The organism is Micromonospora andamanensis, assembly GCF_016863495.1.
Taxonomy (GTDB): Bacteria; Actinomycetota; Actinomycetes; order Mycobacteriales; family Micromonosporaceae; genus Micromonospora; species Micromonospora andamanensis.
In genome coordinates this window covers 97,184-117,525 of record NZ_BOOZ01000023.1, presented here as the reverse complement: position 1 = coordinate 117,525, position 20,342 = coordinate 97,184, and the positions used below count along the sequence as shown (strand labels likewise).

Genomic DNA, 20,342 nt, shown 5'->3' with positions numbered 1-20,342 from the left:
CAGCCGCGCCGGCCCGCTCAGGTCAGCTCGCCCGCGCGCAGGCGGGCGAGCCAGGCGGCGGCGTCGGTGTAGTCGGCGTCGGAGAGGCCCGCCGGGGCGGCCACCGGCCGTTCCCTGGTCGGCCCGTCCCACCGGTGCCGGGGGTACGAGCCGAGGAAGCGCACGTCGGCGCAGACCCGGCGCAGCCCCTGCAACGCCTCGCCGAGGCGGACGTCGGCAACGTGACCTGTGCAGTCGAGGAAGAACACGTAGCGGCCGAGCGCCTCGCCCGTCGGTCGGGACTCGATCCGGGTCAGGTTGACTCCCCGGACCGCCAGTTCCATGAGCACGGACAGCAGCGCACCCACCCGGTCGTGCGCGATGTAGACGGCGAGCGACGTCACGTCGTCGCCGGTGGGCGGCGGAGGCGGACCGGGCCGCGACAGCAGGGCGAAGCGGGTCACCGCGTCGGGGTGATCGGCGATCTTGTCGGCCAGCACGGCGAGCCGGTGCCGGGTCGCACCGATCGGGGCGCAGATCGCCGCGTCGTACTCACCGTTGGCCGCGCCGGCCGCCGCCGCGCCGTTGGACAGCACGTCCACCACGACCGCGTCGGGCAGGTGTGCCCGCAGCCAGCCCCGGCACTGGGTGGACGCCTGCGGGTGTGCGGCGATGCTGCGGATCGACGGCAGCGGGGTGCCCGCCCGCGCCCCGAGCACGAACTCCACCGCAAGGATGACCTCCCGGGTGATGACGAGCGGTTCCCCCTCGGCCAGCTCGTCGAGGGTCACCCCGACCGCGCCGCCTATCGAGTTCTCCAATGGCACCAGGGCCGCGTCGGCCTCCCCGGCGCGGACGGCCTCCAACGCCTCGCCGACGCTGCGGGCCGGCGTACGGCTGCCCCGCTCGGCTGCGGACACCGTACGCAGTGCCTGCTCAGCGAAGGTGCCCTCGGGCCCGAGGTAGACGAAACGAGTCGGCGGCGTTCCCGGCATGCGCCAAGCCTACGCACCCGGAGTTGGCGATGAGCCCGACGGCGAGGGCGAGGGTGTCGGCACCACGGGCGACGGGGTCGGTACCGGCACCGGTACGCCGCCGCCGTCACTGCCACAGGCAAGCGTCTGGATGCCGGCGGGACTGGCGACCCGCACCTCGGCCGTGCACACGTCCGTCCCGGCGGTCACCAGACGCAGGGTCCCGGCCCGGTCCCGGGTCACCACCTGAAGCGGCTCGTACCCGGCCACGTCGAGGGTGGTCAACTGCCAACCGGCGGCACACAACGGGCCGTTGCGGACGCTGACCCGGGCGTTGCCGGGCAGCAACCCACGACGGCCCCGCACCAGCTCGATGATCTGCTTCGCCGACGGCTCGCCGGTGCAGGCAACCGCGACCAGCCCCGGGTCGGCCGACGGAAGGGTCGGACCGGCACTCGGCAGTGCGCCGAACGACGGTGTGGCGGGACTGGCCGGGCTGCTCGGCGTCGTGGTGGCCGCCCGGGTCGGCAGACCGCCGCTGTCCCGCGCCTCCGGGGGCGCGCCGCACCCGACCATCAGCAGCGCGGTCAGCACGGCAACACCTACCAGCCGGCCGTAGCGCCGGCAGGTGACGTCGCCACCGGACCAGGAGCCAGCGGTCGGGCGGTCGGGGTCGGCGGGGGGCGGCGAGGTGGACGGCACGGGGTGGTCCTCGGGGCGGGTGACTCGCGGGTGGCAGGTGGCCGAGCCAATGGTAGGAGGAAGTCAGACCTCGGAGAAGAAGGTGAGGGAGCCGGCCACCTCGCCGTCGGCGAGCACGGGTGTGGAGATGGCGTCCACTGTCGCGTCGGGCGCGTCTTCCGTGGCCGCCTCGATCCGGAGCAGACCACGGGCCAGCCGCCCGGAGGTGAGCGCCAGCAGCGGCGGGATCTTGTCGACCTCGGGCTCGGCCAGCTCGCCCCGGTAGGCGGTGAAGTCCAGGAGTCGCAACCCGCCGTCGAGCAGCGGCAGACCTATCACGTCCTCCGGCGCGCCGAGTTGCAGCAGTTCGCACCCGGCCGTGGAGACCGCCAGCACCCGGGTCTCGGCGTCGATCAGCAGGCACGGCTCATGGGCGCTGGAAACCGTGGCCGACCAGCGGCCGATGTTGTCGCACCCAGGCTCTGTCGGTGTCCCCCCGGAGGGCGCGAACACTTCCGAGAGCGAGAGTTCGACGTGGGCCACCGAGCCTCCTATGCACACCGACGGTACGTCCACGCTAGCCGGTCGCGGTAGCGACCGCCGACCGTGTTGGGCGTACGGTGCCGTCGGTGTTGATAGGTGCCCGGTCGGCGACGGCGCGGGCCGGCGGGAGCTGAGCCGTGCCCGGCCGCGTGGCGTCGCCGCTGACGTTACCGGCGGCCGGCCGGCTTGTCAGCGGCCATTCGGCCGTCCTCGTACCACCGGTAGTCGGCGGCCGGCGGGTAGCTGCCGTTTCCCCAGGTGCCGGGGTGCTGCGCGACCCGGGACAACTTTTCGGCGGTGGCCGGGCTGATCCGGTTGCCGCCGGCCACGAGCAGCCGGTCGAGCTCCCGGTGGGTGGCCATGAGGCAGTCCTTGGGCAGGCCGTAAACGCTGATGACCCCCGAGCCGACAAAGGTGAGCACCGGAGTCACCGGGATCGGGTGGCCGACGGCAGCGGTCAGTGCCTTGCTCGCTCGCCGGGCGTCGCGGCGGGCTTCGGCCACGTACGGCGGGCGCTTGCCGTTGATCTGCACCACGTCACCGGCGACCAGGACGCGGGCGCGGCCGTGGTCGGCGATGGTGACGGCGAAGAGCCCGCTCGGACCGATGGCCAGGAAGCCGGCCCGGTTGTCCGCGTGGTCGTCGAGCAGGACGTCAGCCGCGTCGGTGCGGGGCCAGTCGATGACGTGCCACGCCGGCCCGAGATGGTCGAGCTGACCGAGTGCGCGGGCACCTGCCGCCTCCAGCCGCCGTGCGCCCCGCTCCGCCCGGCGACGGCGGGCCCACTCCAACGGCGATGGGCGAGGTGTCGCGACCACCCCTGGCGACTCGACCCGAGGGTGCGGTACCGCCACTGGCGGCAGCGCCCGGGCGGACGGTACGGCTCGACGAGCGGGGAAGACAGTCATCGCGACCTCCGGCAAAAGGTCCCTCGAAGTTACGTTCTCACTACCCTACGTTGCTAGTCCCGGTGGTCGGCAAGCCGGAGCGCCGGAATGACTGTGGATGAATGCCATATTCACCCACGGTTGTTTTACCGGATACCGCCAAACCCTGCCCTACGCTGCGAGGGTGAGCCACTACGTGGACAGTGAGGTCGGCCGGCTCGGCACCGTCCTGTTGCACCGCCCGGGGCCGGAACTCGCCCGGCTCACCCCCCGCAACAACGACTCGCTGCTCTTCGACGCCATCCCGTGGGTGGGCCGGGCCCAGGAGGAGCACGACGCCTTCGCGGCGGCGCTGCGCGAACGCGGTGTCGAGGTGCTCTACCTGACCGACCTGCTCACCGAGACGCTTGCCGTGTCGGACGCCCGGACGGAGCTGACCGACGAGGTGCTCAACTCGCCCCGGCTCGGCGACACCCTGCGCGCCCGGGTCGCCGGGCACCTGGCGTACCTCGATCCGGCCGCGTTGGCCGGCGTCCTCGTGGCCGGCCTGGCCCACGAGGAGCTGCGGCTCGGTCGGGACCGCCGGGGTGGTCTCGTCTACACCCTGATGGACAGACACGACTTCATCATCGACCCGCTGCCCAACCTGTTGTTCACCCGTGACTCGTCACTGTGGATCGGTGACCGGGTCGGGGTGACGAGTCTGGCGATGCCGGCCCGGCGGCGGGAGACCACCCTCACCGACGCGATCTACCGTCACCATCCCCGGTTCGCCGGCACCGAGTTCGTCTACCGACCGGGCCTGGAGCCGCTGGAAGGTGGCGACGTACTGCTGCTGGCACCCGGCGTGCTGGCCGTCGGTGTCGGCGAGCGGACGACACCCGCCGGTGCCGAGCGGCTCGCCCGCCGGGTCGTCGCGGCCGGTCTGGCGCACACCATCCTCGTCGTACCGATCGCCCAGGAGCGGGCGACAATGCACCTGGACACGATCTGCACGATGGTCGACGTCGACGCGGTGCTGATGTATCCGAACGTGGCCAGCACGCTGTCGGCGTACACAGTCATCGCCGGTGCCGACGGCGAGGATCCGCGGGTCGACGGGCCGGCACCGTTCCTGCGCGCCGCCGCCGACGCGATGGACCTGGACCGGCTACGGGTGATCGACACCGGGCTCGACCCGGTGACCGCCGAGCGGGAACAGTGGGACGACGGCAACAACACCCTGGCGCTCGCGCCCCGCCTCTGCGTCGGCTACGAGCGCAACGTCGAGACCAACGCCCAGTTGGAGCGGGCCGGGATCGAACTCATCCCGATCGCCGGCTCGGAGCTGGGCTCGGGGCGGGGCGGCCCCCGCTGCATGTCCTGCCCGCTGCTGCGGGAGCGGGAGCGTAGCCGCTCCGCCTGACCGGCGTGGATCAGCGCAGGGTGAGTTGGCGGCCCAGCAGTCCCTGCCGGGACCGGCGGGCGGCGGCGTCGAGAGGGCCGGTCTCGGCCAGGGCGTCGGCGTACCGCTTGGCGAAGTCGGCGACCTGCTGCTCCCAGTCGTCGGCCGGGGTCTCCTCGGGCAGGTCCCAGACCGGCACCAGCCGCCCGTGGGCGCGGAACATACCGGCGAACCTGGTCTCCTCGCCGAGGGTCAGCGAGCCGGCCGCGCCGAGCCGGGCCAGCGCGTCCAGGGCGGCCTCCTCGGCCTCGGGCAGCACCCAGCGGACGTGTGCCTTGCCCGTCACCTGGCACCAGTACGCGGCCCGCGCGGCAGTCAGCCGCACCGTCGGGTAGATCGCCGCGTTGGCCCGCTCCAGGGAGGCCCGCACGGTCGGGTCCTCGGCGGCTTCCGGGGACAGCCAGAACTCGAAGCCCTCGTGCAGGCTGACCTCCAACGGGCCGTCGACCAGGATGTCCTGCAACCGGGGACCGGGGCCGGGCAGCGGCGGCACCGCGACCTGGGCGCCCGGGTCGGTGCGCAGTGCGCAGAGCAGCGACTCGGCCAGGTCGCGAGAGACGTCACCGGACTGAAGGTGGCGCTGGAGCCCGATGAAGATGTGACCGTCGTCCCGGCTCATCGCGGGAGCGGCCATCGGCAGCACGGTGGCCAGGGTGACCGGCCGGTCGCCGTACTCGTCGACGAGTGCCGGGGTGAGCCGCAGCGGTGCGGAGGCGGCTGGCACCAGCTCCCGCAGAGCGATCCACTCGGGCTCGTCGACAAGCCCTTCGAAGGGCCGGGGTACGAAGACGTCCCGGATACGCTCCCGCCTGCCGGAGGGAGTGGCGGCTCGCTGGTTCTTTCGACGCTTGCTCACGGCGACACAGCCTAGAGTGCTCCGGCGGCCGGTGGGGGCCGGACCCGCCCTTGCCGCGCCAGTCGGTGGACCGAGTGGTTCAGCCTGCCGGCACCAGCGCCGGCCGGTCACCGGCCGGGTCGAAGTCGGCCCAGACGCTCTGCCCGAGGCCGTCGCGCTCCACCCCCCAGCTGGTTGCCAGGCCGGAGACGATGTGCAGGCCACGGCCGTCGGCCGCGTCCAGGTCCGGTGGCCGGATCCGGGGGCTGCACGCGGCACCGCCGTCGGTCACCCGCAGCCGGAGCTGTGGCCCCCCGGCCGTGGACCGCAGCCGCCAGGCGACCCGGACCACGCCGCCCGGCAGCGGGTCGGCGTGCCGGACCGCGTTACCGACCAGCTCGGCCAGGACCGCCACCAGATCCGCCAGCATCGGCGGCGAGACGGCCCCGCCGAGTTCGGCGGCGAGCCGGTGCCGGGCGATCCGCGCCCCACTGGCATGGTGCGGCACCACCACGCACCACGACCGTTCGACAGCTGTCGTCGCCACCTCTGCCCCTCTTTCGCCCCGTGACCCCCACTGTCACCTGCGGGGCAGCCGCACCTCTGCGACCGTACCCCCACCACTTCTCGGTCGAAGGGATACCCACCCATTCTGTTGTTCAACGATCCGGCGGACGAGATAGAGGCCGAGACCGGTGCCGGGATAGCGACGCCGGTCGCCGGAGTCACCCTGCCAGAACCGGTCGAAGGCCCGTTCCACGTGCTCCGGGCGTACGCCGATGCCCCGGTCACTGACCCGGAAGCAGACGGTCTGGCCGTCGGCACCGGCGGCGACGTCGATAGGCGAATCGGGTGGCGAGTACTTGCCGGCGTTCGTGACGAGTTCGGTGAGCACGGTGGCCAGGCTCTGCCGATGCCCGATCGCCCGGGGCAGCTCGGCCGGCACCTGGAGGCTGGTTCGCCGACGCAGATCCGTGGGCAGGTCGTCGATCGCGACCCGCAGCGTCGTGGTGAGGTCGAAGGCGGCCGGGGGCCCGTCGCCCGGCCATGCCTCGGCCGCGGAGGAGAGCAGCCGGTCGAGCAGCCGGGCCAGCTCGTTGGCCCGCTGGCCGATCACCCGGGCCGCCTGCCGCCGGTCGGGCTCGCTCAGCGACTCCCAGTGGTCGGTGAGGGTGTCCGCGTAGCCCTTGATGACCGTCACCGGGGTACGCAGTTCGTGACTGGTGACCGCGACGAAGAGGTCCCGTTCGTGGTCGTGCCGCTGCTGGTCGGTGGTGTCCCGGAAGGTGACCACCCGCAGGGCGCCGGGTCCGGGCAGCTCACCCGAGGTGATCCGCAGCCAGCGCCCGCTCGGCAGGCGGTGGTCGAGGACCTGCCCGGACGGGGGGAGTGGAAAGGGCAGCGGCTTGTTGATCGCCTCTTCGGTGGACCGACCGGTCACCTGCGCGGCGGCCGGATTCCAGAGCCGTACGTGGGCGTCCCGGTCGACCACGGCCAGCCCGTCGGCGAGCGCCGCGACCACCGGACCGTCGCCGTGCACCGGCAGGCCGCTCTGGTCGCCGTACATGTGGGCGATGCAGGAGCCGAGGTACCCGATCACGCCGCGTTGCTCGGCACCGGGCTCCTCGTCCTCGGCGGGGTAGAGGGCGTGCAGGCTGCCGACGGTGTGGCCACCGATCTCGGCCCGGGAGACGACCATCCGACCCAGGCCGCGCTGGGCCAGCTCGCTGGCGAGCGGGTTGGTGAACCGGTCGGTGCGTACGCACTGCACCCGGGGACCGGCGAGCAGGCAGATGGTGACCGGATCGTTAGCGGGCAGCGGTCGGCCCACTGTCCACTCGGCGGCCCCGGTGGCGGCGATCACCCGGCCGCCGCTGGGCGCGAACTCCACGAATGCCATCCCGGCGGCCCCGAGCGCGGGCTGGGCAACCCGGAGCAGCTGGGTCAGGACCGGCAGACCCGCGTCACCGGAGTTGATCATCTCGATGACGGCGGTGTGCCCGGCGATGAGAGCCGAGTAGTCGGTGCGGTCCGGCATGACCCGAGTGTGCCTGCCGTCGGCGTTTCCGGGCACCCCCGAGTGGCCCAGGGCCGCCTCGAAGTCCCCGACCCGCACCGCCGACACCGACGGTGACCAGTCGTCCTACCTGTGCAACCGGGCGAGCGTGTGTGCCGGGCGGTCGGTGATCACCCCGTCCACCCCCGTCGCCAGTACCAGGTCGAGGTCGGCCGGCTCGTTCACGGTCCACACGTAGACCTGGTTGCCGGCCGCCCGCAGCGCCGGCACCAGGGCGGGACGGGCGCGGACCAGTGCGATCCCCGGTCCGGCGATGCCGGCGCCGAACGGTAGCCGCCCCATGGGCAGCCAGCGTGGCAGCACCTCCAGCAGGAGCACGGTCGGCAGCGCGGGCGCCAGCATCCGGATCCGCCGTACCGCGAGCGGGGAGAAGGACATCACGGTGACCTGTACGGGGGTGTCCGGGCCGGGCTCGGCCAGGCCGTACCGGCGCAGCAGGGCGACCAGGCGGCGCTCCACGTTGCCGCCGTAGCGGGACGGATGCTTGGTCTCCACCAGCAGCCGGACGGAGCGACCGGCGGCGAGCACGGCCTCCAGCAGCCGTTCGAGGGTGAGCAGCCGGGTGTGCGAGTCGTCGAGCACCTCGTTGCCGTTGGCCGGAACACCCCCCGGGTGCCAGGAACCGAAGTCCAACTGCTCCAACTCGGCGAGCGTACGGGCGCTGACCAGGCCGCGGCCGTTGCTGGTCCGGTCCAGCCGTCGATCGTGTACGCAGACGAGATGCCCGTCGCGGGTCAGCCGGACGTCGCACTCCAGCCCGTCGGCGCCCTCGTCGAGGGCGCGCAGGTAGGCGGCGAGAGTGTGCTCCGGAAGGTCGTACGAGGCGCCACGGTGGGCGAATACGAGGGGGCCGTCCACCGCTCGCCGCCTACAGGACCCGGCCGGGCTGCCCGTCCGAGCCGACCACCTGTCGGCCGGCCGCCGCCCAGTCGCCCATCCCGCCGGCGACATTGCTCACCTGCTCCCAACCGTTGCGCAGCAGGTAGGCGACGACCTGGGCGGAGCGACCGCCGGAGCGGCAGATGACCGCCACGTCCCGGTCCGTCGGCACCTCGGCCAGGCGGGCGGGTAGTTCCATCATCGGCAGGTGGTGGGCGCCGGGGGCGTGACCGGCGGTCCACTCGTCGTCCTCCCGGACGTCGAGCAGGTACGTCTCGTCGCTGATCTCGGAAACGGTCACTGTGGGTATCTGAGGTCCGAACACGGGTACCAAGCCTAGAACCTCGTCGCGCGGCTGCCCGAGACCTCCCGCCGGGACGGCTGCCGGCAGGTCTTACAACCGGGTCACCCAGCGCGGATGGGCACCGGCCCAGCCCGGCATCCGGCTGCCGCGTACCGCCGCGAACAACCCGTCACTTTCGGTGTCGAGCCGGACGTAGGAGACCTGGTCGATCATCTGGGGGTAGGACGGCACCTGCACTCCCCGTAGCCCGTCGGTGGCCAGGCCGTGCAGCGCGAGCAGCAGTTCCTCCACCGGCACCCCGTTGGTGTCGACGGTCAGCGAGTCGCCGACGGCCCCGATCAGCCGGTGCAGCCGTACCGGGTCGGTGCGCAGCCGGGTTTCACCTGCCTGCGCCAGCATGGCTCCCAGCAACTGCTGCTGGTGGGTCTGCCTGTCGTAGTCGCCGCCGGGCAGGTCGTAGCGCTGGCGCACGTAGTCCAGCGCCTGCGCGCCGTCCATCCGCTGGCAGCCGGGATGGAAGACCCGGTCGGTGTGGATCGACCGCACCTCGGTGCGTACGCACATGTCGACGCCGCCGAGCAGGTCGATCACGTTCCGGAGGCCGGCGAAGTCGACGAGGGCGGCACCGTCGAAGCGGATGCCGGTGAGCCGGGCCAGGGTGGCCGAGAGCAGGTGTGCGCCGGCCTGGCCGCCGCCACCGTACTCGTACGCCGTATTGATCTTGTCTTCGCCGCCCGGGTAGCCGCCGCCGGGCGGGATGGTCACCAGCAGGTCGCGCGGCACCGAGACCAGATAGCCCTCGCGCAGCCCGGGCGGCACGTGCACGATCAGGATGGTGTCGGTGCGCTGCTCGGTGCCGGCGTCACCGGGCCGCCGATCCGAGCCGACGAGCAGGTAGTTGAGCGGGCCGTCCAGGTCGGTGCGGTCGACCCGGGCGCTCGGGTCGAGCAGTTCCGCCCGGGTCATCGTGCGTTCGTACCTGTCGGTGAGCACCCGGAGGCCGACCACGGCGAGCGTGGCCAGCAGCATCGCCGTCAGTCCGATGCCGAGCAGTACGCGCGGCCATCGCGGTCTCCGGGTGCTCCCGCCCGGTGCCCGCTTTCCGCCCGTACGCCGCGTCCTGGCCGTGACGTCCCTCCCGTGCACCTGACATGAATACGACTCACATCAGGTTACGAAAGTTGTACGAAGCGTGATGGCAGTTCCGGCTACCGCGACCCGCTGCCCCGTCACTTCCGTGAGGAGATCACTTCGGGGTTGTAGAAGACGAACTCGCCGAGCTTGTCCTTCCGGACCGCCTGGAACATGTCGAGGGTCTGCTCGCTGAGCGCCTCGTTGCCGTTGCCCTTGGCGTTGTACGTGCCGCCGTTGGTCTTCAGCATGATCAGTTCGTTCCCGGTGACCCCGCGCATGGTGAACACGAAGTCCTCGATCGAGACCCCGCCGGTGTCCAGGATGAACGCCTTGCCGGCCGCCTTGATCAACTCGTTGAGCTTCGTCAGGTTGGTCAGGCTGCCGTTCTGGGTGGCCTTCTTGGCCATCGCCTTGATCAGCTGCTGCTGGTTCTGCTGGCGGTCGTAGTCGCTGTTCTTGAGGCCGTACCGCTGGCGGGAGAAGTCGAGGGCCGCCCAGCCCTCCATCTCCTGGCAGCCCTTCTTGTGCACCACAGGGGTACGGGGCTTGCCGGTCTTCCGGGCGTCCGCGTTCCACATCGGCTTGCCGTCGACGTACGACATGTGGATCGACTTGACGTCCTGCTTCGGGCAGATCCGCACCGAACCCAGGGAATCGATCACGTTCTTGAAGCCGCCGAAGTTGATGATCGCCGCACCGTCGAAGCTGACCCCGGTCATGCCCTTGATGGTCTGCGCCATCAGTTGGGCGCCACCCTCCCAGCCGCCACCGTTCTGCGCGCCCGCCTGGAAGGCGGAGTTGATCTTGCCGACCCCACCCGGGTAGCCGGTCTTGTCGAAGGCCGGGATACGCGCCTCGGTGTCCCGGGGGATCGAGATCAGGTACGCCTGGTCGTGGGTGGCCGGGATGTGCAGCACGATGATGCTGTCCGCGCGTACGTCGTCGGCCGCCCACCGCTCCCGGGCGTCGACGCCCAGCAGCAGCATGTCGATCGGGCCCTTGAGGTCGGCGCCACCCTCCGCGGAGGTCTTACCCGCGTCGCCGAGCAGGTTGCGCTGGGCGATGCTGCCGGTGGCCTGACTGATCACCGCCTTGCTGCCGACGATCGCCACACCGCTCGTCATCATCAGCGCGGCACCGAAGATCACGGTGAGCCGGGCCCAGAGCGGGTCCTTGCGTCGGTTGCGCTTCTTGCCGGACTTGCCGGAACCGCCGTTGTTCTGGGTGGGCGGGCCGGCGGACGCGCGCGGCGGCTCAAGCAGGGAGGGGCTGTGAACCGGCATGCGTGCTCCAGCTCGTGTTCGCAGAAGGGGGCGGGAACACTTTACGTTCGCATTCCCGTGGTGGCGAGTTCGTATGGTGTCCGGTTCACGTTCTCTGCCACGTCATCCTGCTGAAATGGCCGATCGTCCAGAACAAAGTAGACGATCGGCCGTTCCCCGTCGTTCGGCTGTGATCAGCCGTTACCTGTGGTCGACGGCTTGTTCGCCTGCATCCAGTCCGCCATCGTGTCCGCGCTCATCGCCCGGTACATGGTCAGCGCCTTCTCCCGGTCGGAGACCACCACCGACTCGCCGTTGATGGTCTGACTGCCCAGGTGTGGGCTGGTGACGAAGGTCAGATTCTCGCCTCGCAGGTTGCGGAACTGCACGGCCATGTCGGTCAGCGAGAAGCCCTGGTCGACGGTGACCGCGTCGGTGACCGACCTGAGGAAGGCGTTCAGCTTCTTCGGGTTGGTAAGCGTGCCCGTGCTGGCCGCCTTGTCCATCAGCGCTCGCAGGAAATCCTGCTGGTGGCGCATCCGGGCAAAGTCACCGTCCGGGAACTGCTTACGCTGCCGGATCCAGTCCAGCGCCTCGGTGCCGTTCATGTGGTTGGTGCCCTTTGTGAACTTCCGGTACGGCTTGTGGATCGAGGTGATGGTCCGCTCCACCTTCAGGTCCACCCCGTCGAGGGCGTCGGTGACCTGCTTGAACCCGGCGAAGTCGATAGCCATCACGTGATCGATGTGCACGTCGGTGAAGCACTCCACGGTGCGTACCGCAAGTGGCAGCCCACCGAAGGCGAAGGCAGCGTTGATCTTGCGACGTTGGCCCGTCTCACACCCGGCGCCGGCGCTCTCCGGAATCGGCACGTACAGATCCCGGGGGATGGAGACGAGGTACGCCTGCTTGTGGTCGGCCGGGATGTGCATGACGATGATCGTGTCGGCCCGCCATTCGCCGGCCTGGTCCATCGGCGCGTCCGGATCCCGCGAGTCGGTGCCGACCAGCAGGATGTTCAGCGCGCCGTTCACCGCCTTGGCCGGCCGCCCGCCGGTGATCTCCGAGAACGGGTCGGTGCGGGCCATGTTGTTGTCGAGGCTGCGGGCGTAGAACCAGGCACCGAGGCCGCCGACCAGCGCCAGCACCAGCACGGCCACACCCGCCACCAGCGCGATACGGCGCCAGTGCGGACGCCGCCGCGGCGGTGGGCCGCCACCGGGCCCACCCGGACCCACCGGTCCACGCGGTCCGCCCGGGCCGCCCGCCGGATTCGGCTCGTCGTCGTACGCCGGGTACCACCGGGTGTCGGCCGGCTCGCCGGCTCGGCCCCCGCGTCCCGGCCCCGGCACGGCCGCCCGGCCGGTGCCACGGTGCAGACGAAGCGCCGGCAGCGCGGCGGGAATGGTCGCTGACATGCAACTCAATGTACGCAGCGCGAGCCACCATTGCCCCTAGGCGGTGACGGCGGCGGCTAGCCGAGCCGCTGGCGGAAGTGCTCGATGGTGCGCCGGAGCCCCTCCTCGGGAGCTACCGTCGGCTCGTAGCCGAGCGCTTCCCGGGCGAGGGTGAGATCCGGTCGGCGCATCTCCGGGTCGTCGGCACTGCGCGTGACGTATGTCACCTCGGAGCTGCTGCCGCAGAGCGACACGATCGTCTCGGCCAGCTCCCGCATGCTCATCTCGTGCTCGGTGCCGCAGTTCACCGGCCCGCTCTCGGTGGAGTCCAGCAGCAGGAGGATGCCCCGGACCAGGTCGGCGACGTAACAGATGGAGCGGGTCTGGTTGCCGGTGCCGTGCACGGTGATCGGCTCACCACGCAGCGCCTGGGAGATGAAGGTCGGGATGGCCCGCCCGTCGTCCGGCCGCATCCTCGGTCCGTACGTGTTGAAGATGCGCACGATCGCGGTGTCCACGCCGCGACTGCGGCGGTACGCCATCGTCGCGGCCTCCGAGAAGCGCTTGGCCTCGTCGTAGACGCTACGGATGCCGATCGGGTTGACGTTGCCCCAGTAGGTCTCCCGCTGCGGGTGCTCCTTCGGGTCGCCGTACGCCTCAGAGGTGGACGTCATCAGGAACCGGGCGCCGTCGGCGGCGGCCCGCTCCAGCAGGTGCAGGGTGGCCACCGAGCCGACCCGCAGGATCTCCACCGGCAGCTTCTCGAAGTCGGTGGGGCTGGCCGGTGAGGCCATGTGCAGGATCGCGTCGAACCGCTCCGCAAGGGCGGGGTGGGCCGGCAGCCCGTCGGAGACGTCCGCCTCCACCAGAGTGAAGTTCGGTGTGTCGAGCAGGTGTGCGACGTTCTCCTTGGACCCGGTGACGAAGTTGTCGAGCGCGACGACGGTGCAGCCGCGTCCGACAAGCGAATCCACCAGGTGCGACGGAACGAAACCGGCACCGCCGGTGACCAGGACGCGGTGACCGGGACCGAAGCGCTGCTCAACCTTCATGACCGGTCAGCCTATAAGGAGTGCGAGGTCGATCCGTCGCGACGGGTCACGCCAGCTCCCGGTAACGCCCCCGGTGGTGCAGCAGCGGCTCGACCTCGCCGGACAGTTCCACCCGCTCGATCGTCGCCTCCACGAGCAGGCCCCAGCCGTAGTCCCGGGCACCGTCGAGGCGGCAGCCGGCCCAGCCGCCGGCGTCGTCCGGGACCGGACCGTAGGGCGTGTCGAGCCACGCACCAGTGGCGAAGAGGCCCCCCGGCGACGGGAACAGGCCGGCGAACCGGTCGGCGAGCTGCCGGTGTGGTGGGCCCAGCGGCGTCACGGCGAAGCGGCCGGCCTCCTCAACCGCCGCCCACAGGTCCGACTCGGCGTCGACAAGTCCGAGCAGGCGCCCCGGATCGCCCTCGGCGACGATTGTCGACGACACGGTCAGCCCGGCCGGGCCGGGTGCCGTCCAGAGTGTCACCGGCGCGGCGAGCCGACCCCGCAGCCGGCGTACGGGCGACCGTTGCGCGGCCGGCGCGGCGAACGGGTCGGTGTGGTGGATCTGCGCACCCGGCTCATGATTCACGTGAAACATTGTGACCCGTCTGCCCGGTTCAGGGGCCTCGGCTGCAGCTAGCGAGATGCGGCATGTTGGGGTACCTCCCGGTAGGGATACCGCTACATGCCGCATCTGGTGCAACGGTCAACGTCGGCGGGTGAAGGCGCGCCCGGCGAGCGGGAACAACGACAGGCTGATCCCCGCGACGAACAGCCGCACTGTCGGGTCGAAGCTCAGTGCCGAGCCGAGTCCAGGGGAGACGTTCGTGCCGACGAAGGCCGGCACCGCAGGCCACACCGTGGCCGCCAGCAGCAGCAGAGCGGCGATCGCGATGAGGCCGGCGAGCAGGCACTGGCGCACGTACCGAGCGGATTGTCTGCTGCGCGCCCAGAGCCGGCCGAGCGCAGACGTCGGTGGTCGACGCCAGCTGCCATGGAGGATCCACCCCTCCTCGTGGCTGGTGAGCGGATAACGGTTGACGATCGCCTGGATCAGCTCGTAGGTGCACAGGAGCAGGGCGACCCTCTGCGGGGTGCCGGACGCGCACAGGCGCTGCAACTCCCGCGTCTCCGCGCGGATCCGGCCAGCCCACCCGCGCAACTGCCGGTCGGTGATGTCGACGCCGGTCCGGTTGACGCGCGGCCACGCCAGCTCGAACCGCTCCGCGGCTCGGTCGAGTTCCGTCACCGCGCGACGTCGGTCAGCCGGCAGAGGATCCGACTCGACACGTTCTCCGAACTCCAGCAGAGCGGCGACCAGAGCCAGGTCGGGTTCGCTCCACCGGAGTCTCTCGGCGCGCCAGGCCCGCGCGTACGGCCACAGTGCGGCAGCGACCAGACCGGCACCGGCGAACGCGACTCCGACCAGGAGGTCGTACCACCGCGTCCCGTGAACCGCGGGCGCGGTCGACGCCGCGACACACGCCACGGTCGGGACAGTGGCGCCGAGGGCGGCGGTGCGGGAGGCAACGGCGAAGTGCAGGACGAGCGTGGCGAGGATGACCCCGACGATCAGGGTCGTGGCGGCGGCCACCAGCCCGGCGACGGAGGGGCCACCGACGATGCCGAAAGCGGCTGCGGCGGCCACGACGACGCCGACCATGAGCGGACGTGGGCGTGGTCCGTCGAGTGGCTGGGCGGCAGCGGCCTGCCGGAGCAGGATCGCGGTCCGGACCGTCGGCAGCACCGACACCGGTTCGGTGTCCACGAAACCCCAGAACGTGTCGTAGCCTGCCGGCCCACCGAGCCGCCTGAACCGCTCCCGCAGGGTCTGCTGGTTTTCCAGCGCGGTCGCGTCGATCTGCTCGCCGCGGCTGATCCACCAGGGGATCCGATCCGGAGGGCCGGCGAGTTCCTCGTCGCTCAGCGGCTCGCTGGCGGAGGGCAGGTCGTCGTCGTACCAGGGGACGAACTCGCCATTCAGGAACAGTCCCCGGCCGTCGGTCCCGCCGGTGAAGTCGATCGGATCCGGTTCGGGTCCGGGCGCGGCGGCCGTCCGGGGTCGAGGTCGAGGTCCTGCGTCGTCCACGCGATCACCACCAGGTCGCGGTTGTGCCTCCATGTGGTAGCACGGCAGGGCAACCTCGACGCGGTGCGCCGCCGGAGAGTCGGCGTGGCCGGCGCACCGCCGTCAGCGGCGAGGGGTGACCAGGGCGAGGAGTTCGGGTTGGCGGCGGTCCAGCACGTCGCCGGCCAGGTACGCGCCGAGCAGCGCCGCGCCCACGCCGTACGCCACGCCCAGCGGCAGACCCAGCCAGAGCCAGGCGTCGCCGAGCAGTGCCGCGGCGAGCACCATCGGTGTGGCGAGCGCGCCGGTGGCCACCATGGCCAGCAGCGTCAGCATCCCCTTCACCACCCCGGCACCGCTGTTCATCGCGAACGGGTTGCTCGTCTCCGGCAGCGAGTACGCGCCCAGCACCGAGACGAACGAGTTGACCGCCAGCCCGGCACCGTAGGTGGCGACCAGGGCACCCGCCATGAACCCGATCCACGTCGGCTCGCCGATCACGATCGCGATCACCACGGCGACCACGGCCAGCATCGGCAGCACGTACAGCGAGAACGCGGTGATCCGGGCGCGCAGCTCAAGCCGCCCCGGCACGCCGGCCACCACGTTTGCCGCGTACGCGCTGCCGTCGAAGCCGAACTGGTTGGCCAGGGTCACCGCGGCGAGCAGCCCGACGAAGAGCATCGAGAGGCTGACCAGGACCGGCGAGGAGTTCCCGGCAGCGCTGAAGCCCTGTTCGCTGTCGAACGTGAAGCCACCAAAGTTGACCATCACCGGCACGAAGAGACCGACCACCGCGATGGTGATCAGGTTGGCGCGTCGTCGCGCGTCCCGCCACCAGTAGCGGGCCTCCCGGGCGACCAGGGCGCCGAACCGGTCGCGGCGCAGCCAACCCGCGGCCCGGGGGAAGAGCTGGGCCACCACACCGCCGGTGAGCCTGGGCCTTGCCCTGGCCGGGCCGGCGGTGGCCGCCCCCACCATCGCCGACTCCAGCGAGCGCGACCACCAGGCCAGCAGCGCGACGATCGTCGCCACGGTGATCAGCAGCTTCACGGGTGCGGCCCAGGCCCGGCCCTGCGCCACGTCGATGCCGGCCGTCCACGGGGCACCGAGGGGGGTCCAGCCGATCACCGTCGCCAGGCCGCCGAGCCGGTCCCAGTTGGTGTCCTGGATCGCGGCCAGGCCGGCGATCTGCAACGGACCGAGCAGCGCGGCGACCACCGCGAGCAGGACAGCGGCCAGGTCACGAACCCGGCGGGAGCGGAGCATGGAAGCGAATGCGCTTGTCACCGCACGGGCACCGGCGACGCAGAGCAGCAGCCCGCAGACCACCCCGACGGCGCTGACCAGGGCGGCCGACCAGCCGCCGAAGACGCCTGCGGTGACCACCAGGCCGGAGAGCGCCAGCAGCACGGCGATCGCGGGCACACTCACCAGCGCAGCCGCGAACAACCCGGTCACCAGGGTGCGTCGGGACAGTGGCAGCAGCGCGAAACGGGCCGGGTCGAGGGTCTCGTCGACGCCGAAGAAGACCAGGGGCAGCAGCAGCCAACCGAGCACCGTCAGCCCGCCGGCGAAGGCGGCGATCATCAGCGCGTATTTGTCGTCGCCGATCAGCCCGGGAGCCGCCAGGCCGAAGAAGGCGCCGACCGCGAACCAGAGCCCGATAAGCGAGCCGACCAGGAACAGCGCCACCCGCCAGCCCTGACCACGGAAGTTGTTGGCCATCACCCGCAGCTTGAGCCGGACGAAGTGACGCGCCGACACCTGCCGCGCCTGCTCGGCCGGTGCGGTCACCGGGACAGCCACGCCAGCTCCTCACCCGTGGCGGTACGTCCGCCGACCACCTCGACGAAGACGTCTTCCAGCGAGCGGTCGCCGCGTACCTGCTCAAGCGTGCCGACCCGTTTGATGGTGCCCCCGGCGAGGATCGCCACGTGCGAGCAGAGCCGTTGCACCACCTCCATCACGTGGCTGGAGAAGATCACAGTCCCGCCGCCGGCCACGTACCGCTGGAGAATGTCCCGGATCAGCGCCGCCGAGACCGGGTCGACCGCCTCGAACGGTTCGTCCAGTACGAGCAGCCGGGGCCCGTGCAACAGCGCGCAGGCCAGACCGATCTTCTTCTTCATGCCGGCGGAGTAGTCCACCACCATGGTCCGGCCGGCGTCGGCGAGGGCCAGCACGTCGAGCAGCTCCGCCGACCGCTTGTCGACCACCGCCGGGTCCATGCCGCGCAGCAGCCCGTGGTACGCCAGCAGCTCGCCCCCGCTGAGCCTGTCGAACAGGCGTACCCCGTCCGGCAGGACGCCGAGCATCTGCTTCGCGGTGACCGGGTCGGCCCACACGTCCTGGCCGAGTACCCGGGCGCCGCCGGCGTCAGGCCGCAGCAGCCCGACCGCCATCGACAGGGTGGTGGTCTTGCCGGCACCGTTCGGGCCGAGCAGCCCGTAGAAGGAGCCGGCCGGGACGTCGAGATCCACGCCAGCCACCGCGACCTTGCCGTCGAAGCTCTTGGCCAGGCCGCGTAGCTCCAGTGCCGGATGCTCACCAGTCATGCGCCCGACCGTATCCGGTTCCGACCAGCCCGCCGCCCGACCGGAGGAGGATCCACAGGTCATCCCCGAGTCGGACACCGGAGCTGGACCGGGCCGGGAGCACGACCGACGAGTGAGCCGGCACCCGCGTCGGCACCGGGCCGTCACTCATGAGCGCAGGGCGTCGGGAGCGTGCAGTCGGAGCATCGTGCGGCCGATGTCGGCCGGAGCGCGACGCCGGGTGGCGAGGGAGACCGCGATCATCACGGTGAAGGCCAGCGGCACCGTCCAGGCGGCCGGCTGGGCGATGAGGGTGGCCGGCCAGCCGGTCAGGCCCGGGCCGAGGACGGTGATCAGGACCGACGTCACGGCGGCGCCGCCGCCGACGAGGATCCCGGCGGCGGCGCCCGCGTCGGTCAGGCCCCGCCACCAGATGCCGAGCACCAGCAGCGGACAGAAGCTGGATGCGGCGACCGCGAACGCCAGCCCCACCACCTGCGAGACGTCCATCCCCGAGACGTTGAGAGCGAGAACCGTCGGTACCACTCCGGCGATCACCGTGGCCAGCCGGAAGCCGCGCACCGAGCCCCGACCGAGCACGTCTGTGGAGATCACGCCGGCGACGCTCGTGAGCAGCCCGGACGAGGTGGACAGGAACGCCGCGAACGCCCCGGCGGCGACGAGCGCGGCCAGCAGGCGTCCGGTGGTGCCGGCGCCGAGCGCCGCCTCGGGCAGCAGCACCACCACCGCGTCGGTCTGCCCGGTGACCAGCAGTTGCGGTGTGTAGATCCGGCCCAGCACGCCGTAGATCGTGGGTAACAGGTAGAAGACCCCGACCAGGGCCAGCACCACGAGGGTGGTCCGGCGGGCCGAGGCCCCGTCGGGGTTGGTGTAGAAGCGCACCAGGACGTGCGGCAACCCCATGGTGCCCAGGAAGGTGGCCAGGATCAGCGAGTACGTGCCGAACAGCCCTCGGTCGTCGGAACCCGCGGCGCTGGGCAGCAGCCAGTCGGTGGCCCCGTTCGCCACGCCGGAGACCTCCGGGACCGGTTCCCCCTCGGCGAAGCTCAGCTCGTCGCCGGGGCGTACCTCAACGGTCTGGCCGTCGGCGAGGGTGAGCACCGCCCGCTGCTCGACCACGACTGTGGTCGCGGTCCGGAAGGTGGAGCCGTCCGGTGGGGTCACCGCGGATCGCCCGTCGGCCTGCCACTGCAGGGCCAGGAAGATCGCCGGTACGGCCAGCGCGGTCAGTTTGAGCCAGTACTGGAACGCCTGCACGAAGGTGACCGCCCGCATCCCACCCAGCGCCACGTTCGCGGTCACGACGGCGGCCACCACGAGCGCGCCGACCGGGTACGGGGAACCGGCCAGGGTGGCCAGCGTCAGGCCGGCGCCCTGGAGCTGCGGCACCAGGTAGAGCCAACCGATGAAGATCACGAAAATGGTGGCAAGCGTCCGTAGCCGGCGGGAGCCGAGTCGCAGCTCGCAGAAGTCGGGCAGGGTGAACGCGCCGGAGCGGCGCAGCGGCGCGGCCACGAACAGCAGAAGTGCGAGATAGCCGGCAGCGAACCCGACCGGATACCAGAGCACGTCCACGCCGTACTTGAGGATCAACCCGGCGACGCCGAGGAAGCTCGCGGCCGACAGGTACTCGCCGCCGATCGCGGCAGCGTTCCAGGTGGGGCTGACCACCCGGGAGGCGACCAGGAAGTCGGAGGTGGTGCGGGCCAGCCGCAGCCCGTAGAAGCCGATGGCAACGGTGACCAGGGTGACCGCCACGATCGCCGGTACGACGAAATCGTTGCCCACGTCAGCGCTCCGGCCGCTGGACCAGGTCGGTGAAGTCCTGCTCGTTGCGCTCGGCCAGCCGGACGTACGTCCACCCGACGGCGACCAGGAACGGGAAGGAGAGCACCCCGAGCAGCAACCACGGCAGGTTGACGCCGAGCACCGTCATCCGGCCGACCGAGGGGGCGATGGCGAACAGCCAGGGCAGCCCGCCCAGCCCGACCATCACCACCGCCGACAGTTGCAGGGCCAGCGCCAGCTGAGCGCGGACCAGACCGCGGACGAGTGCCTCACCGACCCGGGTCTGCTGGGTGAGTTCGGTGTGGGTGCCGGCGGGCCAGTGCGGCCGACGGGACACCTCGGCCAACACCACCCGGGTACGCGCGGGAGGTCCGGAACCGACGGGCCCGTCGGAGGCCCCGGCCGGATCGGGTCGGCGGGGTGCTGGCAGTGCATCCTCGGCGGCCATCCCGGCAGTCTCGTCTGCCGGACGGGAATGTCAAGAGGGCTGTGGACAACATG

The 20,342-nt window shown here is 71.5% G+C and carries 20 protein-coding genes; 1 reads left to right on the top strand and 19 read right to left on the bottom strand.

The window, feature by feature from the left end; all coding sequences use genetic code 11:
* Nucleotides 1-17: 17 nt before the first annotated feature.
* From pheA to Van01_RS19315, 4 genes are all read right to left on the bottom strand, one after another.
* Entirely contained in the window at nucleotides 18-974 is a 957-nt protein-coding gene (pheA, locus tag Van01_RS19330; protein WP_204009145.1) for a prephenate dehydratase, read from the bottom strand.
* A 9-nt stretch (nucleotides 975-983) separates the two neighbouring features.
* Nucleotides 984-1,655, bottom strand: a complete 672-nt coding sequence (locus Van01_RS19325) for a hypothetical protein (protein ID WP_308442410.1) — start codon at nucleotides 1,653-1,655, stop codon at nucleotides 984-986.
* 63 nt (nucleotides 1,656-1,718) lie between these two features.
* Nucleotides 1,719-2,177 (bottom strand): PAS domain-containing protein, encoded by a 459-nt coding sequence (locus Van01_RS19320; protein WP_204009137.1) that lies wholly within the window; start codon nucleotides 2,175-2,177, stop codon nucleotides 1,719-1,721.
* 167 nt (nucleotides 2,178-2,344) lie between these two features.
* Nucleotides 2,345-3,085, bottom strand: a complete 741-nt coding sequence (locus Van01_RS19315) for a hypothetical protein (protein ID WP_204009127.1) — start codon at nucleotides 3,083-3,085, stop codon at nucleotides 2,345-2,347.
* Nucleotides 3,086-3,248: 163 nt separating this feature from the next.
* Between Van01_RS19315 and Van01_RS19310 the strand changes: the two genes are divergently transcribed.
* Entirely contained in the window at nucleotides 3,249-4,469 is a 1,221-nt protein-coding gene (locus Van01_RS19310; RefSeq protein ID WP_204009125.1) for an arginine deiminase, read from the top strand.
* Nucleotides 4,470-4,479: 10 nt separating this feature from the next.
* Here the strand turns inward: Van01_RS19310 and Van01_RS19305 are convergent, their stop codons facing one another.
* The 15 genes from Van01_RS19305 to Van01_RS19235 form a co-directional block, all read right to left on the bottom strand.
* Nucleotides 4,480-5,364, bottom strand: coding sequence for a DUF5926 family protein (locus Van01_RS19305; protein ID WP_204009123.1), 885 nt, complete (start codon nucleotides 5,362-5,364; stop codon nucleotides 4,480-4,482).
* Nucleotides 5,365-5,443: 79 nt separating this feature from the next.
* Complete coding sequence (locus Van01_RS19300; protein WP_204009277.1) at nucleotides 5,444-5,857, bottom strand: ATP-binding protein; 414 nt, start codon at nucleotides 5,855-5,857, stop codon at nucleotides 5,444-5,446.
* Nucleotides 5,858-5,923: 66 nt separating this feature from the next.
* Nucleotides 5,924-7,381 (bottom strand): sensor histidine kinase, encoded by a 1,458-nt coding sequence (locus Van01_RS19295; RefSeq protein ID WP_204009121.1) that lies wholly within the window; start codon nucleotides 7,379-7,381, stop codon nucleotides 5,924-5,926.
* Nucleotides 7,382-7,486: 105 nt separating this feature from the next.
* Nucleotides 7,487-8,278, bottom strand: a complete 792-nt coding sequence (locus Van01_RS19290) for a glycerophosphodiester phosphodiesterase (protein ID WP_204009113.1) — start codon at nucleotides 8,276-8,278, stop codon at nucleotides 7,487-7,489.
* 10 nt (nucleotides 8,279-8,288) lie between these two features.
* Entirely contained in the window at nucleotides 8,289-8,624 is a 336-nt protein-coding gene (locus Van01_RS19285; RefSeq protein WP_204009111.1) for a rhodanese-like domain-containing protein, read from the bottom strand.
* A gap of 69 nt (nucleotides 8,625-8,693) precedes the next feature.
* The gene (locus Van01_RS19280; RefSeq protein WP_204009109.1) at nucleotides 8,694-9,632 is read right to left on the bottom strand and encodes an LCP family protein; all 939 of its coding nucleotides are present in this window, start codon (nucleotides 9,630-9,632) and stop codon (nucleotides 8,694-8,696) included.
* Between the two features lie 200 nt (nucleotides 9,633-9,832).
* Nucleotides 9,833-11,020 carry an LCP family protein gene (locus Van01_RS19275; protein ID WP_239099168.1) on the bottom strand — a complete coding sequence of 396 codons (1,188 nt, stop codon included), beginning with the start codon at nucleotides 11,018-11,020 and terminating at the stop codon, nucleotides 9,833-9,835.
* Nucleotides 11,021-11,193: 173 nt separating this feature from the next.
* On the bottom strand, nucleotides 11,194-12,417 hold the full coding sequence (locus Van01_RS19270) for an LCP family protein (RefSeq protein ID WP_204009106.1): 1,224 nt from the start codon (nucleotides 12,415-12,417) through the stop codon (nucleotides 11,194-11,196).
* Between the two features lie 56 nt (nucleotides 12,418-12,473).
* The gene (locus Van01_RS19265) at nucleotides 12,474-13,448 is read right to left on the bottom strand and encodes an NAD-dependent epimerase/dehydratase family protein (RefSeq protein WP_204009104.1); all 975 of its coding nucleotides are present in this window, start codon (nucleotides 13,446-13,448) and stop codon (nucleotides 12,474-12,476) included.
* A 46-nt stretch (nucleotides 13,449-13,494) separates the two neighbouring features.
* Nucleotides 13,495-14,025: a flavin reductase family protein gene (locus tag Van01_RS19260; RefSeq protein WP_204009102.1), complete on the bottom strand. Its 531-nt coding sequence runs from the start codon at nucleotides 14,023-14,025 to the stop codon at nucleotides 13,495-13,497.
* Between the two features lie 108 nt (nucleotides 14,026-14,133).
* Complete coding sequence (locus Van01_RS19255) at nucleotides 14,134-15,516, bottom strand: hypothetical protein (protein ID WP_204009100.1); 1,383 nt, start codon at nucleotides 15,514-15,516, stop codon at nucleotides 14,134-14,136.
* Nucleotides 15,517-15,618: 102 nt separating this feature from the next.
* Complete coding sequence (locus Van01_RS19250; RefSeq protein ID WP_204009097.1) at nucleotides 15,619-17,304, bottom strand: ABC transporter permease; 1,686 nt, start codon at nucleotides 17,302-17,304, stop codon at nucleotides 15,619-15,621.
* Nucleotides 17,289-18,053, bottom strand: coding sequence for an ABC transporter ATP-binding protein (locus tag Van01_RS19245; RefSeq protein ID WP_204009095.1), 765 nt, complete (start codon nucleotides 18,051-18,053; stop codon nucleotides 17,289-17,291). The genes Van01_RS19250 and Van01_RS19245 overlap by 16 nt, the downstream gene beginning before the upstream one ends.
* A 147-nt stretch (nucleotides 18,054-18,200) precedes the next feature.
* Nucleotides 18,201-19,841 carry a sodium/solute symporter gene (locus tag Van01_RS19240; RefSeq protein ID WP_204009093.1) on the bottom strand — a complete coding sequence of 547 codons (1,641 nt, stop codon included), beginning with the start codon at nucleotides 19,839-19,841 and terminating at the stop codon, nucleotides 18,201-18,203.
* A 1-nt stretch (nucleotide 19,842) separates the two neighbouring features.
* Nucleotides 19,843-20,289, bottom strand: coding sequence for a DUF485 domain-containing protein (locus Van01_RS19235; RefSeq protein WP_239093831.1), 447 nt, complete (start codon nucleotides 20,287-20,289; stop codon nucleotides 19,843-19,845).
* Nucleotides 20,290-20,342: the final 53 nt, after the last annotated feature.

Bases quoted from the DNA above. Each gene is read 5' to 3' on its own strand.
- Van01_RS19295 (WP_204009121.1), bottom strand. From the start codon at position 7,381: ATGCCGGACCGCACCGACTACTCGGCTCTCATCGCCGGGCACACCGCC.
- Van01_RS19275 (WP_239099168.1), bottom strand. From the start codon at position 11,020: ATGCCGGTTCACAGCCCCTCCCTGCTTGAGCCGCCGCGCGCGTCCGCC.
- Van01_RS19235 (WP_239093831.1), bottom strand. From the start codon at position 20,289: ATGGCCGCCGAGGATGCACTGCCAGCACCCCGCCGACCCGATCCGGCC.
- Van01_RS19265 (WP_204009104.1), bottom strand. From the start codon at position 13,448: ATGAAGGTTGAGCAGCGCTTCGGTCCCGGTCACCGCGTCCTGGTCACC.
- Van01_RS19245 (WP_204009095.1), bottom strand. From the start codon at position 18,053: ATGACTGGTGAGCATCCGGCACTGGAGCTACGCGGCCTGGCCAAGAGC.
- pheA (WP_204009145.1), bottom strand. From the start codon at position 974: ATGCCGGGAACGCCGCCGACTCGTTTCGTCTACCTCGGGCCCGAGGGC.
- Van01_RS19280 (WP_204009109.1), bottom strand. From the start codon at position 9,632: ATGCTGCTGGCCACGCTCGCCGTGGTCGGCCTCCGGGTGCTCACCGAC.
- Van01_RS19315 (WP_204009127.1), bottom strand. From the start codon at position 3,085: ATGACTGTCTTCCCCGCTCGTCGAGCCGTACCGTCCGCCCGGGCGCTG.
- Van01_RS19260 (WP_204009102.1), bottom strand. From the start codon at position 14,025: ATGTTTCACGTGAATCATGAGCCGGGTGCGCAGATCCACCACACCGAC.
- Van01_RS19270 (WP_204009106.1), bottom strand. From the start codon at position 12,417: ATGTCAGCGACCATTCCCGCCGCGCTGCCGGCGCTTCGTCTGCACCGT.